The organism is Nocardiopsis sp. TSRI0078 (assembly GCF_001905145.1).
Taxonomy (GTDB): Bacteria; Actinomycetota; Actinomycetes; order Streptosporangiales; family Streptosporangiaceae; genus Nocardiopsis.
The window spans coordinates 137515-153915 of record NZ_LWLB01000005.1; the positions used below are offsets into that span (position 1 = coordinate 137515).

At 65.8% G+C, this 16401-nt stretch carries 12 protein-coding genes, 1 tRNA gene and 3 pseudogenes; 9 read left to right on the top strand and 7 right to left on the bottom strand.

The genetic code is table 11. The features are described from left to right. Positions 1-56: 56 nt before the first annotated feature. Both A6A08_RS07210 and A6A08_RS27465 read right to left on the bottom strand, forming a co-directional pair. Positions 57-1181, bottom strand: a complete 1125-nt coding sequence (locus A6A08_RS07210; protein ID WP_242422162.1) for a tyrosine-type recombinase/integrase — start codon at positions 1179-1181, stop codon at positions 57-59. A gap of 709 nt (positions 1182-1890) precedes the next feature. Further along, entirely contained in the window at positions 1891-2274 is a 384-nt protein-coding gene (locus A6A08_RS27465) for a hypothetical protein (protein WP_143181697.1), read from the bottom strand. Between the two features lie 215 nt (positions 2275-2489). Between A6A08_RS27465 and A6A08_RS29310 the strand changes: the two are divergent. Both A6A08_RS29310 and A6A08_RS07220 read left to right on the top strand, forming a co-directional pair. Then, positions 2490-3285 (top strand): annotated as a pseudogene (locus tag A6A08_RS29310) (IS5 family transposase). Positions 3286-4133: 848 nt separating this feature from the next. After that, a tRNA-Arg gene (locus A6A08_RS07220) sits at positions 4134-4214 on the top strand. Positions 4215-4461: 247 nt separating this feature from the next. Here A6A08_RS07220 and A6A08_RS28625 read toward each other — a convergent pair. Continuing rightward, positions 4462-4971, bottom strand: a pseudogene (locus A6A08_RS28625) (site-specific integrase); the annotation flags it as partial. A 27-nt stretch (positions 4972-4998) separates the two neighbouring features. Continuing rightward, on the bottom strand, positions 4999-5319 hold the full coding sequence (locus A6A08_RS28630; RefSeq protein WP_242422163.1) for a hypothetical protein: 321 nt from the start codon (positions 5317-5319) through the stop codon (positions 4999-5001). Between the two features lie 505 nt (positions 5320-5824). On the opposite strand from A6A08_RS28630, the gene A6A08_RS07230 reads away from it, so the two are divergent. Further along, the gene (locus tag A6A08_RS07230; RefSeq protein WP_073701748.1) at positions 5825-7240 is read left to right on the top strand and encodes a hypothetical protein; all 1416 of its coding nucleotides are present in this window, start codon (positions 5825-5827) and stop codon (positions 7238-7240) included. Between the two features lie 20 nt (positions 7241-7260). On the opposite strand, the gene A6A08_RS07235 is transcribed toward A6A08_RS07230, so the two are convergent. Further along, complete coding sequence (locus A6A08_RS07235) at positions 7261-8034, bottom strand: NYN domain-containing protein (protein WP_073701749.1); 774 nt, start codon at positions 8032-8034, stop codon at positions 7261-7263. Between the two features lie 467 nt (positions 8035-8501). Here A6A08_RS07235 and A6A08_RS07240 point away from each other — a divergent pair, with 467 nt between their 5' ends. The 3 genes and pseudogenes from A6A08_RS07240 to A6A08_RS07255 all read left to right on the top strand — a co-directional run bounded on the left by A6A08_RS07240 (position 8502) and on the right by A6A08_RS07255 (position 10753). Continuing rightward, complete coding sequence (locus tag A6A08_RS07240) at positions 8502-9272, top strand: hypothetical protein (RefSeq protein WP_143181700.1); 771 nt, start codon at positions 8502-8504, stop codon at positions 9270-9272. Between the two features lie 66 nt (positions 9273-9338). Beyond that, positions 9339-10538, top strand: a pseudogene (locus A6A08_RS07250) (IS3 family transposase). A 44-nt stretch (positions 10539-10582) separates the two neighbouring features. Further along, positions 10583-10753, top strand: a complete 171-nt coding sequence (locus tag A6A08_RS07255) for a transposase (protein ID WP_199866863.1) — start codon at positions 10583-10585, stop codon at positions 10751-10753. Here A6A08_RS07255 and A6A08_RS07260 read toward each other — a convergent pair. Then, positions 10750-12003 (bottom strand): zeta toxin family protein, encoded by a 1254-nt coding sequence (locus A6A08_RS07260; protein ID WP_073701751.1) that lies wholly within the window; start codon positions 12001-12003, stop codon positions 10750-10752. The genes A6A08_RS07255 and A6A08_RS07260 overlap by 4 nt on opposite strands. Before the next feature lie 3 nt (positions 12004-12006). Next, a complete protein-coding gene (locus tag A6A08_RS07265) occupies positions 12007-12264 on the bottom strand; it encodes a hypothetical protein (RefSeq protein ID WP_073701752.1) in 258 nt (85 codons plus the stop codon). 1329 nt (positions 12265-13593) lie between these two features. Here A6A08_RS07265 and A6A08_RS07270 point away from each other — a divergent pair. The 3 genes from A6A08_RS07270 to A6A08_RS27475 form a co-directional block, all read left to right on the top strand. Continuing rightward, the gene (locus tag A6A08_RS07270; protein WP_073701753.1) at positions 13594-14823 is read left to right on the top strand and encodes an IS110 family transposase; all 1230 of its coding nucleotides are present in this window, start codon (positions 13594-13596) and stop codon (positions 14821-14823) included. 174 nt (positions 14824-14997) lie between these two features. Continuing rightward, a complete protein-coding gene (locus tag A6A08_RS29315) occupies positions 14998-15537 on the top strand; it encodes an HNH endonuclease signature motif containing protein (RefSeq protein WP_073701754.1) in 540 nt (179 codons plus the stop codon). Positions 15538-15615: 78 nt separating this feature from the next. Continuing rightward, positions 15616-16401 (top strand): IS5 family transposase gene (locus A6A08_RS27475; protein ID WP_394328474.1). Its coding sequence is split into 2 segments (ribosomal slippage), with 787 coding nucleotides annotated over them: positions 15616-15949 and positions 15949-16401; the frame shifts between segments, so codons are not numbered across the junction. This gene is flagged as partial in the annotation.

The window sequence follows — 16401 nt, forward strand, 5'->3', positions numbered from 1 at the left end:
GGTTCGAATCCTGCCGGGTGCGCCACAAAACCCCAGGTCAGACGGGGCGCACAACCTCATCTCAGAGGAGTCGCCGCACTGATGGGACCAGGGTGGGACCGAGATGGGACCGGCCTCGCGTTCCCCCTTCGCGCCCGTCCTCGCTGGTGGGTTCTGCCGGAGTCACGTAGCACCAGCCACGCGGTCCGCTCGGCCGCCTCCCGCGCGACCTGCGGCAACACGCTGGAATAGGTGTCCGCGGTGAGCACGATGCTGGCATGGCCCAGCATCGCCTGCACCACTTTCAACTCCACCCCCGCCGCCAGCGCCAACGTCGCCGCACCGTGGCGCAGATCGTGCAACCGCACCGGCGGCAACCCACTCTCCGTGTTCAGTTTCCGGAACAGTCGGGACAGACGCTGAGGAGCCAGCGGACCGCCCCGAACGGCGGTGAACACGAACCCGCGTGGATCCCACACCCGGTCATGAGATTCAGCTTCCTTCTGCTGGTGCCACTGGTGGCGGCGCAACATCCCGGTGGTGGTGTGGTCCAGCACGAGCATGCGGCGGCTCGCCGCGCTCTTGGGCGCCAACTCCACCAACCCACCCCGGTGGGCCTGGAACTGGCGGGTGACGCGCACGGTGCCCTGGACCAGTTCGAGGTCAGGCCACCGCAGGGCCACCACCTCACCACGGCGCAGCCCCGTCATCACCAGCAGGTGGAACAGAGCGTACAGCCGATGATCGGAGACGAAGTCCAGGAAAGCGCGGGTCTGCTCCACCGTCCACACCGCCACCGCCGGCCGCACACCGCTGTGGGCCCATTCGGCCACCGCCTGGTCGGTCCACACCACCGGCCGCGCGCTCCGGCCGCTCTCCAACCGCAGCCCCTGGGCCGGGTTGGCGGGCAGCAACCGCTCACGCACAGCGGTGTTCAACGCCGCCCGCAGAGTGGCACGGATCCGCTGCACCGTCGCCGCGGACAACGGCGCCCCGGTGGACGCCGTGTGCTGAGAAATGTGCTCGAAGGCCTCCCGTACCCGGGAGGGAGTCAGCTCCTCCAACGGCACATCACCCAAGTGGGGAGTGAGGTAACGGTGGATGTGCTCGGCGTAGCTGACGCGGGTCAAGGGACGCAGCCGGGTACGCGTGGCCAGCCAACGCTCCAACCACACCGCCACCGTCACCACCGACGGATCCACCCCGGCCCCGTCCAACTCCCGGGCCTGGCACAGACCTTCGCGAGCGGCGTCCCGGGAGGCGAACCCACCCCGACGCACCCGGTGCCTCCCGCCCGGAGCGTGCTCCAACTCCACCGAGAAGTACCAGCTCCCGTGCCCCCGCCGCGACAGCCCAGGACACCGACCCTCCCAAGCTTTCGCCCCCTTGGTGCCGCGGCACCCGCACCGCTTGTACACCGAACCCGAGCCAGACATGACCAACACCCCTGCAACCAGTCTCCCCCGAGCGGGAGCCAAGAGCAGCCAGTGTGTAGGTCAGAGGTGATCGAGCTGCCCCACCTGCCTAACGGCTACCGAGTAGCGGGAGGCGATCCCGGCACATGCCAGAGCCTTCACCAGCCCCGGCACGAGACAGTTCACCCGTCCTCTGGATGTGATCGGTCCTCGCTGACCAGCACGGACATCACCGCTCACCGAGAATGAAACAGCCCTGCCTCACACGTAGCCATGTACATCGACGACAGACAGGTGATCAACGCCTCTTCGACCGGCCAGCACGTGCGGGTCGAACCCGTGGAATCAGAGTTCTGCTCCTCCGATTCATGGGCGCCATCCGTCCGATCTCACCGAACGAGTAGCAGCACGAATCAGTCACTCCAGAAGACAGGAGGGGCACGAGTTTTCTATTCGACATCTAAATTAGATTTGACCCAATTCCTAATCCGCAAACTTAGAACGCAATAATCTGAACCTGACCTGCCTGGGGTTCATCTAGGCGGACTTCAAAGAGACCGGAGCCAGAGAAAGCAATACGAAAGGTTTCCAGCGGGTCCGAAACAACGAACTCCCCAATATTCGGATCCAACCTTCCAGAGAAAATCACCCGAGGGAGCAAGTCACCTTCATATCCATCACGGAGAACTTGCACTTTCACAGCCCCCTCCATTGGCAGGCGAACGGCGAAAGCCAGGGAGCCTGGAATTAAGTGCGGCGAATCACTTGGCCCGTCCCATTCACCGTGATCGGCATCCTCCAGGAAACCTTCAGCCTCCAACAAGAGGTAGGCATACTGAATCTCCTTGAATACCTCTCCAATCACTCGACCAGTCGACATCTAGAACATTTCCCCATTCATCCATTCTTTCAAAATACTTCTTACGGAGTTTCCTTGCCGCCGATAGCACGTGCCACAGTACAGAGAGGCAGTCTGTGGAGTTCCTGGAGGCACGAGTGCAGTGGGAGGCACGTGATCTGGAACCCAGTTTCCAGTCTTAGAGCTCATCTCAAAAGCTCTGCGCGGCAGTCCTGAACCTGGCATGATCACTTACTGTGAGTGATGTGTTGCCCGACGGCCTCTGGGAGATCGTCCAACCCTGCTGCCACCCGCGCCAAAACCGACCGGCCCCGCGCAGACCAGAGAGCGGTACTGACCACCGTGCTGTTCGTTCAGGCCTCGGGCTGCTTCTGGGAGGAAGGCCGACGGTCTGTTCGGTGTCACCCGCGCTACCGCGCACCGCTGGTTGAAAGACCTAGACCAAGATGGGCCTGTGGACCCGCATCCACCAGGCCGTCCTGGACGAGCTGGGCAGACGCGCCCTGCTGGACTGGTCCCGCGCCACCTTCGACTCCCAGTCGATCCGCGCCAAAAGAGGGGGAGAACACGGGGCCAAATCCTACCGATAGGGGCAAACCCGGCTCCAAGCTCCACCTGCTGTGCGACAACCAAGGCCTGCCGCTGGTCTGCACGATCTCCGCGGCCAACGTCAACGACGGCCAAGCGCTCCAACTCCTGGTCCGGGGTATCCCCGCAGTGCAGTCCCGCCGTGGCCCTCGTAGGCGACGTCCGGCCAAGCTTCATGGCGACAAGGCCTACCACTCCCGTGACCCGCGCCGCTGGCTGCGCGAACGTGACATTGGTGTACGCATCGCTCGCCCCGGCGTAGAGTCCTCCCAACGGCTGGACCGCCACCGGTACAAGATCGAGCGCTCCATCGCCTGGCGGGGCTCCTACCGCAGGCTGAACGTGCGCTGGGAGCGCAAGGCCTCCACCTTCCTCGCCATGCTCGGCATCGCCTGCCTCCTCATCTGTTACAAGCACCTGTCCAAGCATGCTGGTGGCTTTTGAGATGAGCTCTAAGCCCGGTACGAGGCAGCGCCGACCAAAGTCCACCGACAGGAGCGAAAACACCGCGCAGGCCTGAACTGGCCGCCACATAAGCGTTATGGCATGATGCGGGGCATGTTCATCGACAGAAAGGCCCATGCCGCGTAGACGGCCGGGACGCATGCGCGCAGAGGACAAAGAAAAGCACCAGCGATCAAAGGCCTATCGTCCAAGACGATGGCCGAGATCCGACGAGCCGAACACCGCCACCCGCAGCTGTGGCCAGGGATCATCAACAAGGCACTCCCCAGGTGGGAGAAGTACGCCCGCGACCCCAGGCACCCCCCATGGAACGACCACCTCTATCCCCGCTCGCGGTACTGCTGCTGGGAATGCTGCGGCAGCCCACTGATGGCCAAGGACTTCCTCGACATACTGGTCCACGCCATGCGGAGCAGTTCAGCGCGTGAAATACGTGCCCGTCTCAGACACCTGGACGAACTCCACGGCCTCCCGTTCCCATGACACAAGAGGCCCAAGGAGTCCAACGCTCCTTGGGCCCAGTCTGAATACCGCGAAGATCAAGGAGGTCCGCGCAGATCAGTGGCCGGGCGCTCCGAGACCCCGGCTGAGCAGCCGTCGTACCTGTCATGCCCCCACCTGGGATGACTCGCCCACTGGCCATCTGAGCAACCACGATGGACTGCTCACTCTCAGCCACACGGCGAGAACCTCGCGAGGTGCCATCGGACGCCACCGAGGGCCGGTGTGTGCTCCGTTTGTGCTCCGCAGTTCCGGACTGGGACGACACCGGGTGGCACCTCTTAACACGAAACGATGGCGGTGATCGGATGGATAGGGACGAAACGGCACCCTGTGGCACGTAGAGACACGAAAGCACCGGACTTCTAATCCGATGGCCGCAGGTTCGAATCCTGCCGGGTGCGCCACAAAACCCCAGGTCATAGCCTTGTTTGGTGAGAACCTGAGGGGGTCGTCCTGCCGGTGGGTCCAGGGTGGGACCAACACCAGGCCCCGTTGACCACGCCGCTTTCTCGTATGCCGACCGGCCCGCCCGGCGTCCCGCAACACCAGCCAGGCGGTTCGCTCCGCTGCCTCCCTCGCCACCTCCGGCAGCACACTGGCATAGGTATCCGCAGTCAACACGATGCTCGCGTGACCCAGCATCGCCTGCACCACCTTCAACTCCACCCCCGCCGCCAACGCCAACGTCGCCGCCCCATGGCGCAGATCATGCAACCGCACCGGCGGCAAAGCGCTCTCATCGTTCAGCTTCCGGAACAGGCGCGACAAACGCTCCGGCGCCATCGGGCCACCACGCAGGGCGGTGAACACATACCCCTGCGGGATCCAGTTGCGCCCGCGCTCGGCTGCTTCGTGCTGCTGGCGCCACTGGTGACGGCGCAACACCCCGACCGTGGCATGGTCCAACGTCAGCATGCGCCGGCTCGCCGCACTCTTGGGCGCCAGCTCCACCAACCCGCCCCGGCCCGTCTGGAGCTGCCGGGCGATGCGCACCGTACCCCGGGCCAGGTCGAGGTCCTCCCACCTCAACCCCACCACCTCGCCCCTCCGCAACCCGGTCATCACCAGTAGGTGAAACAACGCATACAGCCGGTGGTCGGACACGAAGCCCAGGAAAGCGCGGGTTTGCTCGACCGTCCACACCGCCACCGCCGGCCGCATCCGGCTATGGGTCCACTCGGCCACCGCCTAGTCGGTCCACACCACCGGCCGCGTACCCACCCCCGGCTCCAACCGCAGGCCTCGAGCGGGGTTGGAGGGCAGCAACCGCTCACGCACCGCGGTGTTCAACGCCGCCCGCAACGTGGCGCGGATCCGCTGCACCGTCGCCGGGGAAAGTCGATCCCCCATCGATGTGGTGTGGCACGAGATCGCATCGAACGCCTCCTGCACCTGGGCAGGTGTCAACTCCTCCAACAGCACTCCGCCCAGCGAGGGCTTGAGGTAGCGGTCGATGTGCTCGCCGTAGCCGACCCTGGTGCGCGGCCGCAACCGGGTCCGAGTGTCCAACCAGCGCTGGAGCCACTCCCCTACCGTCCACACCACCGGGCCTGTCGCATCTGTCTCCACGCCCTGGGCCCTACGCAGCGCCGCGCGCGCTGCCTCCCAGGAAGCGAACCCACCACGACGCACCCGGCATCGCCGACCCGGAACATGCTCCAACTCGGCCGAGAAGTACCAGCTCCCATGCCCGCGAGCACGCAACCGCGGACAGCTGCCCCCGACCTTCCTCGAGGTACCAGGCAAACGACACCCACACCGCTTGAACACCGAACCAGACCCAGACACGACCACCACCTCCGAGCCCAGTCTCATCCCACACAGACGTGCTCGAAGAAGACCAGTGACGGGAGGCGATCCCGGCACACACCACAGCCTCTACCAACCCCGGTACGAAACAGTTGCGGTCAACCCTGGCACCGATCACTCACCCGGGCGAACGTTTCCGGCCACAGCACTAGCCGACCAGAACACCCATGCTTTGGCGGGTGGACGCAGCCCTTATGCTGACCCGGTGCAGACGACCACCCCCCACCTCCTGCTCGCGACACCGACCTACACGCGCGGCTTTGTCCCTGAGGATCTGGCCACCTACGCCGAACTTTCCGAAGCCGGCTGGAGCCGTGTCGGACTCTTCGATGATCACGGTGCCGGGCCGGACGCCTACATGGCCCATCACCCCACCCCGTGGGGAGGCCGGACCCTCACCCCGCTGTATCGCACCGACCGTGCCTACACCGCACAGGACAAGGAACAGCCCCGCTTGTTCCGAGGCCCCGACACGGTGGCCCTGGACGTCGCCGAAGAAGTGCTCTACTCCCAGCAGCCCGCAGTGGTCCTGGCTGGCCGAACCGCGCCGTGCTGCGGGCGCTTGCACCATTTGGCCATCGCCTCCAGCGACGGCACGGTGCTCTTCGACAAGACCTTCTCCGCCTACGACGGCCTTGACGACACCCCGCAACCCTGGGACTGCGCCGGACAGCACCAGCCCGGAGAGGGCACCTTCGCCCGCTGGGCCACCACCGTCCACTCCCTGCTGCGCTTCCACCACACCACCCCCGAGACCCATCCCTTGGCCAACACCGAAGAGCGCCGGGGCAGGACCCTCCGCCGCTCCTGCCTCATCGTGTGGGGGCCCCAGGCCCTGTATGCGGTGATGGGCGAACTCGCCTCAACCCATGGGCAGGAAAGCCACGGGCGCAAGGTCGATGTGGACTGGGGGCTGGACCACCTGCGGGTGCTCGACCTTCAAGCCATCGACCTGCTCTGGCACGAAGCCGACGAGCTCGGAGTCGGCCACCTCATGCACCTGGACGCACCCTCACCAGCCCAGGAATGTGAGCTGATCCTCGACCACGCCCACTATCTGGCCAAGAACCCCCAGGTGGGCCTGCACGGCGGACCGTTGCAGCGCCGACCGGGATTTCGCATCGGCCCCGCGGACAGCACCGTGCTGCCTTCAACGTCACTCACCCTGCTCCAAACGGAGCAGCACATCGCTCCCGCACCGGCCGAGTCTGCTGCGCTGAGCGGGGCAGGGGCCCCGCGGCAACAGGATCCGCGCAAGCGCAAAGCGGTGGAGCTCCACGCTGAAGAGGTCGCCATCGCCCATTACCAGTGCCAGGGGTGGCAGGTACTCGAGCGTGGGCGGCCGGGCCGACCCTACGACCTGCTCTGCGTACGCGGCGACGAGGTCAAACACGTCGAGGCCAAAGGCCTGATCGGGCCTGCGGTGAACGTCGGCCTGACCGCTAACGAGAAGCACCACGCCCAGACCTTCCCTGACATCGATCTGTTCGTGGTCCACGGCATCGGTGTCTCGGACACCTATGAGGCCGCTGGTGGAACCCCTCTGGTGTACGAGAACTGGACCCCCCAAGAGGAGGACCTCACCCCAACCGCGTACCAGTACCGTCTCCCGCGGGCCTGAACACTCCCGAGTGTGTGAACCTACGCACCGGGGGTGGGGCGTCGCTTATCCCGGGCGTACAAGACCGCGGTCGCCCTACTACCGCCGGGGGTGCGCCGTTCCAGGTCGAACAGGGTGGTGGCGGTGAACAGGTCGCTGAGCTTGCCGTAGCCGTAGGTGCGGGCGTCGAAATCCGGGCGCTGCTTCGTGATCAGGTGGCCGACCCGGGCCAGGTTGGCCCACCCGTCCTCGTCCGAGGACGCCTCCACCGCCTGGCGCAACAGCAGTACCAGCGCCGTGTCACCCTTCAACCAAGCTGTGGGGACCGGCCCGGTATCGGCTCCGACCGTTGTGGGCTCGACGTCCACGGCAGTGCGCAGGTTCTCGATCCGGATGAACTTGTCGCACGCGGCGACGAACGGCTCAGGGGTCTTGTGCTCTCCGAACCCGTAGACCGTCAGCCCCGACTCACGGATCCTGGCGGCCAGGCGGGTGAAGTCGCTGTCGCTGGAGACGATGCAGAACCCGTCAAAACGGCCGGTGTACAGCAGGTCCATGGCGTCGATGATCAGCGCGGCATCGGTGGCGTTCTTGCCGCTGGTGTAGGCGAACTGCTGCATGGGGTGGATGGAGTGGGCGAGCAACTCGTCCTTCCAGCCCTTGAGCCGGGTGCCCGTCCAGTCGCCGTAGGCACGTTTGACGTGCGCGGTCCCGTACTGGGCGACTTCCGCGAACAGGGCCCGGGCCACGGAGGGCGGGATGTTGTCGGCGTCGATCAGCACCGCGAGCTTGGTGGGGTCCTCGGTCGAACTCATCGCTGGGCTCCTGCTCATGGACGCGGGGGATCGGGGTATGGTGCGGGCCGACGAATGTTCCTCTCGGACATGATCTGCCAAAACCCACCCAGTGGAAACCGTCTCCCGCTACGCTGTCTGCCATGGCGGTCCCGCAGAGGCCTGCCGGCCCCTTGAGGGACAGGACCCCGGCGTCCGGTCCCGGCGGCTGAAGGGTGTGGTACACCTGCTCTGCGTCTCAGGCGAGTTCGTTGATCATGCGCCACGACGGTAATGGCCCTGCTCTACGCGTCTGGCCGGGCAGCCGCGGAAACGAGACAGCCATGCCATCCGGTTCCGTCCAGCGACGCACCGCCAAAGCTCGCCTCCGGTACTCTGGAGAGTTCTTCCACGAAGCCGAAGCAGGCCTTCCCCGGGACAAGACCGACCACGGCCTGGACACCTGCACCTCCGAGCAGCAAGCGCTGAGGGCATTGCTTGCCATTGCCGTGTTCAACTCCGACGGCCTCGGAGCTCCGCCCCGCGACTGGGGCATCCACGTCATCCGCGTCTACACGCTCCGCATGTCCGCGCGGTTCAACGACCTGCACATCGCCACCGACTGCCCCTGGAACGTCTCCCGGCGGATCAACACCCCTCGCGCTGACAGTGCGTACAGGATCCCCGGGCTGCGCACCCTGTGCCACCGGTTTGACCACACCACCCTGCGGCACCTACCCACCCGCGCCTTTCTGCTGGTCCGCTTCAACCATGAGGAAGGCTCCCGGCTCGTGTGCGGCCGCCCTTGCCCTGACAGCGACCTCGACAAGGACATGCTCCCGGTCGACCATCCGATGGGACCCCAGGAGATCAGCGAACTGGCCACCGTCCCGCCCATGAGCCCCGCGGCCCAGACCCTGTTGGCCGCGCTGCTCGTCCGGATGGCGCTGCAAGCCCCTGACGGGACGTGGGCGACGGCGGGCTGGCACTACCCACCCCGCGACATCCCGAACGCTTTCCCCAACCAGAACGAGATAGGCAAGGCCCTGTGGGGAGCCAACGACCACTGGAGCCTGCGCTGGTACGGGTTCCCCAACCCCGAGTTCGTCGCCGCGGCCCTGACCGACCCAGTGATCGGGCTCGCCGGAGCCACCGTGGAAGATGTCGGCAACGACTTCGTAGTGTCCTACCGCAGCGCCCGATTGCGTCTGGTCGAGCACAACCGCCACATGCTCGGCTCCACACAGGCCGTGCTTCAAGCCCTGGAACGCCAGGAGTGATCTTGCTTCGGTTCGGTAGACAGGTGTCCGCTTTCGGATATTTTGTCACTGAACGAGGAGATGGACGTGCCCAAGACCCGCCCCGCGTATCCGCCGGAGTACCGCGATCAGATCATCGCTCTGGCCCGCTCCGGCCGCGGCCTCGAGGACCTGGCAGCCGAGTTCGAGCCTTCGGCTCAGACCATCCGCACCTGGATCAAGCAGGCCAAGATCGATTCCGGCCAGATAGAAGGCACCACCAGCGACGACAAGGCCGAACTGGCCCGGTTGCGCCGTGAGAACGCCCAACTGCGCGAGGAACGCGAGATCCTGCGCAAGGCCACGGCTTTCTTCGCCTGAGGAGACCAGCAGGTGATCTACCGGCTGATCGACGAAGAGAAGGCGCACCATCCCGTCTCCCTGATGTCCCGGCTGCTCGGTGTGTCGCGGCAGGGCTACTACCAGCATGTTCACCGAGTCGAGCACGGACCCGGTCCCCGCGATCGCTCCAATGCCGAGCTGGCCGAGAGGATCCGCCACCACCACGAACAGTCCCGGGGCACCTATGGAGCTCCCAGGATTCAGGCCGATCTACGCGAGATCGACGGACTGCGGGTGGGACGCAACCGCATCGCCCGCCTGATGCGGCGTGAGGTCCTGGTGGGGGTGCACCGTCGCACTGGCCGCAAGGGCCTGACCTCACAGGATCGGATGGCCGCCGCCCCGCCGGACCTGGTCGGCCGCGACTTCACCGCCCATGCCCCGAACCTGAAATGGACGGCTGATATCACCTACGTGCCCACCGACCAGGGGTGGCTCTACCTGGCCGTGGTGATGGACCTGTTCTCCCGCCGCATCGTGGGGTGGGCGATGGCCGCTCACATGCGCGCTGAGCTGGTCTGTGACGCGCTGAGCATGGCGGTGTCCGCCCGCCGCCCCGGGCCCGGACTGATCCACCACTCGGACAAGGGAGCGCAATACACCAGTCTGTCCTTCGGCCGTCGCTGCGAGGAGGCGGGCATCGCACCCTCGACCGGGCGGACGGGGTCGTGTTACGACAACGCCGTCACCGAGAGCTTCTTCGCCTCGCTGGAGACCGAACTGATCGACCGCGCCCGCTTCGCGACCAGGGCGGACGCGGAGCGGGAGGTGTTCTCCTACATCGAGGGGTTCTACAACCCTTGGCGGCGGCATTCCGCCAACGGCCAGCTCAGCCCGACCGAGTATGAACGTCGCCACACTGAAGCCATGCAAGAGAAGCTTGCGGTGCTGCCTCAGGCCGCGTAAAACCCCAGCCCACAGGTGTCTACCGAACTGAAGCAACTTCACGGGTGGCCTACCGCGACCGCAACACCGTGGAGCGGTGCATCAACCTGCTCAAGCAGAACCGGGCGATCGCGACCCGCTACGACAAGCGGGCCGCGATCTTCGACGGGACCGTGCAGGTCGCCTCGATCCGGATCTGGCTTCGAGACCTCACCCGTTCAAAAAACAGTGCCTAGCGCTCCAGGTCAGGGCCCTCCTGCGAACCACGGTTCCGTCGACCACCGTCAGGGGAGGACGTCTGAGTACGCCTTGCGCCCGGGGGAAGCAGTCCCTGCTGGGAGCGTCGCACCGCCTTGGCCGCGTCCGCAGGGATCTCGCTGCCCGGCTCCTTAGCAGCTCTCATCGCCTCCACATAGCGCGCGCGTTCCTCCGGGGAACCGGAGAAGTACTCCTGTGGGCTCGATGGCAGGTCGGCGTTGTCCACACCACGCTGGCCCGCCAGGAACACCGCCTTCTGTACCTTCTGGTACCAGGCGTGCTTGGCGAGCTGCTTGTCCTGGCCCTCATATGCCACCGCAGCCACGCGGTCGGCGTGAGCGTGCAGGGTCAGCATCGTCGGAGCCGTTCGGGCATCCAGTTCCCGCCGATCCAGGAGGGTCTGGCTGTGCTGCCAATACTTGGACAGCCAGTCACCAGCCTCCTCCTGGCCGAAGACCACTCGCCCGTCGCCTCGGATCTCCCGCAGTGCCGAGGCCGCCTGCGGTTCACTGGCCCAGGCGCCATCGGGGCCGCGGGCGTTGTCGTAATGGAGCGCGCCAGACCGGTCGGTGATGATGACCCGGTCCACGTTGGGGTCGGCCTCGACCACATCCAGCGATCGGGGCAACTGCGCCACCACGGAGTCGTGGTATTCGGCGTCGGACCAGCGCGCCTCTTCGGCAGGTTCCTTCAGGTACCGGCCGACCATGTCCAGGCAACTGCGCTCGGTGGGCGTGGCCAGCGCCACGACTTCGACCTCGTACCCGCTGTGGACCCGGACCGTTGTGCCGTCCTCCTTGGTCGTGTGCACCGGCTTGGACAGCTCTTCGGCGTACTTGGTCAGGTACTCGGGGCGGCTGAAGGTGTTCTCGATGATTAGCCGGTAGCCGTGGGCGTGAGCGTAGTTGCGGGCCATGTCGGACCAGGCGTACATCGCCTGTGCGGTGTGGTCGGTCATTTCGTGCGGGGCATCCCGCATGATCTCGTCCAGCTCGGGGTGGAGGAGGCGGAAGTCGTCCGGGTTGATCTGGGCGATGTCGCTGCCGTGGCGCTCATCGATCCCGTTGAGCGCGCTGGACTTCCCGGCGGCGGTCTGACCTCCCAGCAGGATCAGGGTGGGGCGCTCTCCCGGGGCTACCGGCTTGATGTCACCGAAAACGGTGGGCTTGATGTACTCGTCGAAGATCCCTTGGAGGAGCTCTGGGCTCACCTCGTAGGGGGCAGGCACCGGTTAGGCTCCCCGAAGACGATCGCGCTCCTCCTGGAGCTGCTCGATCAGGGTGATCATCTCGTCCCGGGTCAGGTGGCGGCGCCGCTTGACTTGCCAGGCCCGGATCATCTTCTCCTTCGCGTCGTCCTTCTCCTCCGGAGTGGTGGCGGCTTCGGCCGCCCGCATGTACGCGGCCGCGGTGCGGGTGGCGGTGTTCTGGAGGACCTCGAAGACCACGTCCACAGGGGTCGCCGGGTCGCGCAGATCGGTGGTGTCCACCAGGGTCTCCTCATCTCGGGGGCGTGGATGCGCAGGGTTGTTCCGTTGTGTGTCGCGTATTCGCCCGGGGCGTCCTGAAGTCGGGATCAGAGGCGAATTCGGGACGGACCATCTTGACTGCGATTCAGCGCCCCTCAGGCACGGTGACAGCGTAAACGACACCCTTGCCTTGCGCCCGGAAGGGGCCGACCTCTCGGGGTCGGAGGGTTCTGGCGGAGCCATCCAGGGAGGGACACCGGTCGAGGGTGAGCGGCCACGTGTTCCTCTCGATGGGGATCGAGCGCTCGTTGTATCCAGACACAGTTCAGGAATCCCACCGTGTCCGTCGTCGAGGCCCAGCTCGCGTGGACGAGCACTATGACACCGTGTTCGGTGAAAGCTTCGACATCCGTCTCGGTGATCTCCTTCGGGTACAGAGTCACCGGCACGATCTCGCGTCCTTGTGTGGGCCAGGGCGTCAAGGTCCGTCTCGAAGGCGCTCATCGTCGCGTTGTCCGGAGGTCGCTGTCCGGTGAGGGTGCCAATGAATCCCGTAGAGGTGCACGCGAAGTAGAGGTTGCGCATGGGCATTCGGCTCAACGGCTGGAGCGCTCCGGGTACGGCTCCAGCGAACCCGTTCAGGAAAGCCCGTCCAAGTACCGTGTCCTGCTCTGCCGGCATGAGACGCGCAATGTGCCAGATGACGTCATCGACAACCTGGGGCAAGGGCGTCCCGCTGAGCATTCTTCTAATCCGATGGCCGCAATTCGAATCCTGTCGGGTGCACCATAAAATCCAAGGTCAAACGGGGTGCACGACCTCACCTTCGAGGACCCGTCACACTGATGGGGCCAGGGCCGGACCAAGATGGGGCCAGGCCCCTGCTCACGCCCCTCCCCGCTCGTGCTGCCGGGTCCCCCGACGTCCCGCAGCGCCAGGCAGGCGGGGTCCTAATTCGTTCGTAAGCGGTTCCAGACAGCCCTGATGAAGGACTGCTGGACTGGTCCAGGACGGATCTGTTTCGTGGTGGCCGCGTGGGCACCGGGCCAACCCCTGAGGTTTCCCGGCCTGGCGAGGCCTCCTGAGAGACCGGCGGCGCCCGGTGCCTTCGGGCCGCCACGAAACCCCAACACCCCCGTGAACGTTGAGCCCCGTGGTGCGAGCCGACCGCAGGGCGACCCCCACCTCTTGATCCCGAGCCCCAGAGCTCTGTCCAAGACCGGGGCCCCTGCGGTGCGCTGGTACCGCGAACGGCTACTGAGATGGCAGGCCAAAGAGCCTTGGAATTAGGGCGCCGCGCGGACCACACAGGCCCCCACCCACGCCAACACACCAGCGAAGGAGACACAGATGGCGGTGTTCTGCGGGATCGACTGGGCCGAGGCCCCCCACGACGTCGCCCTGGTCGACGCCGATGGCACCCTGCTGGCCAAGCTCCGCATCAGCGACAACGCCGACGGCTACCAGCAGCTGCTGGAGCTGCTCGCCGAGCACGGCGACACCCCCGAGCACCCCATTTCGGTCGCGATCGAGACCGGCCGCGGCCTGCTCGTCGCTGCCCTGCGCACGGGCAACCGACCGGTCTACGCGATCAACCCGCTGGCCGCTTCCCGCTACCGCGACCGGCACAGCGTCTCCCGCGCCAAGTCCGATCCCGGCGACGCCCTGGTCCTGGCCAACATCTTGCGCACCGACGCCGCCGCGCACCGGCCGTTGCCCGCAGACAGCGAGCAGGTGCGCGCCCTGGCGGTGGTGGCCCGCGCCCAGCAGGACGCGGTCTGGGCCCGCCAGCAGTTGGTCAACCAGATCCGCTCCCTGCTGCGTGATTACTACCCGGCCGCGTTGGAGGCGTTCCAGTCCAAGCAGCACGGCCTGGCTCGGGCCGATGCTCGCACCGTCCTGGCCGCCGCGCCCACCCCGAACAAGGCCACGCGTTTGTCGCTGGCTCAGCTCAGATCGGCGCTCAAACGCGCCGGCCGCAGGCGCGGTATCGAGGAGGAAGCCAGGCGGCTGCGGGGCATCTTCCGCTCCACCTGGGCCCACCAGCCTCAGCGGATCGAGGACGCCATGGGCACCCAGCTCCTGGCGCTGATCCGCCAACTGGACGCGGCCTGCACGGCAGCCGAGGAGCTCGCCACGGCGGTCCAGGAGTCCTTTCGCGCGCACCCGGATGCTGAGATCCTGCTCAGTTTCCCTGGCTTGGGGGTGCTGACCGGCGCCCGGGTACTCGCCGAGATCGGAGACGACCGCGCCCGTTTCGCCGACGCACGCAGCCTGAAGGCCTACGCCGGGTCCGCCCCCATCACCCGCGCCTCGGGGCGGAAACGGTTCGTGGGCAGGCGGTTCATCAAGAACGACCGGTTGACCAACGCGGGGTTCCACTGGGCGTTCGCCTCGCTGACCAGGTCCCCGGGCGCCTACGCTCACTACCGCAGACGCAGGGACCGCGGTGACTGGCACGCCCAGGCCCAGCGGCACCTGTTCAACCGGATGCTGGGGCAGCTGTTCCACTGCTTGCAGACCGGTCAGAGCTTCGACGAGCAACGCGCGTTCACCTCCGGTCTAGCGGTCGCGGCTTGACAACTTGGCCACCTGAGATGTCTCTCAGTCGCCTACCGTGCCGCCTCCGGCGACACAATGCCGGCCGGATCCGACATCACCTTCGACAGACGTCTTGCTTCACGAGAGTGACGGGAGGCGATCCCGGCACGAAGCAACCTACTTTCTGTCGTCAGCCACTCGTAGAGTTGCTGCATGGCAGAAGGACGACCTGCGATCCCGCGGGAGCTGAAGAGAGCCGTACTCGTAGAGGCTGGCCACCGATGTGCGATACCGACATGCCGGGCGTACCCAGTCGAAATTGAGCACATCGACGACTGGGCTCAGGTTCGTGAGCACAGTTTCGAGAACCTCATCGCGCTATGCCCAACATGCCATCGCCGCAAAGGCGACGGACCTGATCAGATTGATCGCAAGTCACTCAGACAGTACAAAACCAACCTCGCCTTGTTGAACCAACGATATGGGGACTTCGAGCGCCGTGTCCTTGAGCATTTCGCTCGCCTTCCGAACAACGATATCGTCTCTCTCCCGGGAGCCCTAGACCTGATGCTGAGCTACCTCATCAAAGACGGGATACTCATCAAATTAACGGGCGGGTCCGAAATGAGCTTTACCACTGTCCTGGCTACAGGCCATCGGCTTAACGTGCCTGCGACTGAGCATTACCTTCTGACCCCCGCCGGACGTGATCTTGTGAATCGCTGGTCGGAAGCACAGCCCTTCGCTAATTAAATACTACGGAGTCCTATCTACACCTGGACCACTAAAAGCTCATCTCATTTGGGTTCTCGGTAACCTGGTCGCGGGTCGATGGTTGAACGCCTTGTGCCGGATGAGCTGTGGGAACTGTTCCAGCGAGTGGTGCCTGAGGCACCCACGCGCCCCCAGGACGGCGGCAGGCGCAGACACGGGGATCGTGAGGTGCTGGCCGCGATCATCTTCGTAGCCACGACCGGCTGCACCTGGGCCCAACTCCCGCCGGTGTTCGGCCCGTCCGGACCTACTACGCACCGGCGCTTCACCGAGTGGACCCGCGCCCGGGTCTGGGCCAAGCTCCACCGCCTGGTCCTGGACGAACTCGACGCCCGCGGCGAGCTGGACTGGTCGCGGTGCGCAATCGACTCGGTCAACATGCGCGCCCTCAAAGGGGGGACCTGACAGGTCCGAATCCTGTCGACCGGGGCAAGAAGGGCGCGAAGATCCACTTGATCACCGACCGGGACGGTCTTCCCCTGTCCATGGCGATCTCCGGGGCCAACACCCACGACAGCCAGGCCCTCCAGCCCTTGGTCCGCGGGATCCCTCCGATCCGGTCGCGCCGCGGGCCGAGGTGGCGCAGACCCGCCAAGCTGTACGGCGACAAAGGCTACGACTACGCCCACCTGCGCCGATGGCTACGCCAGCGGGGGATCGTCCACCGCTTGGCCCGCAAGGGAGTGGAGTCCTCACAGCGGTTGGGACGGCACCGGTGGCACGTGGAGCGCACGATGGCTTGGCTGGCCGAATGCCGTCGTCTGCACCGCCGCTACGAGCGCAAGGCGGATCACTTCCTGGCCTTCGCCGGCATCGCCTGCACACTGAGCGCTTTTCATCCTG

Excerpts from the sequence above, each read along its gene's own strand:
- A6A08_RS29315 (WP_073701754.1), top strand. The coding sequence starts at position 14,998 with ATGGCAGAAGGACGACCTGCGATCCCGCGGGAGCTGAAGAGAGCCGTA.
- A6A08_RS27465 (WP_143181697.1), bottom strand. The coding sequence starts at position 2,274 with ATGTCGACTGGTCGAGTGATTGGAGAGGTATTCAAGGAGATTCAGTAT.
- A6A08_RS07270 (WP_073701753.1), top strand. The coding sequence starts at position 13,594 with ATGGCGGTGTTCTGCGGGATCGACTGGGCCGAGGCCCCCCACGACGTC.
- A6A08_RS07235 (WP_073701749.1), bottom strand. The coding sequence starts at position 8,034 with ATGAGTTCGACCGAGGACCCCACCAAGCTCGCGGTGCTGATCGACGCC.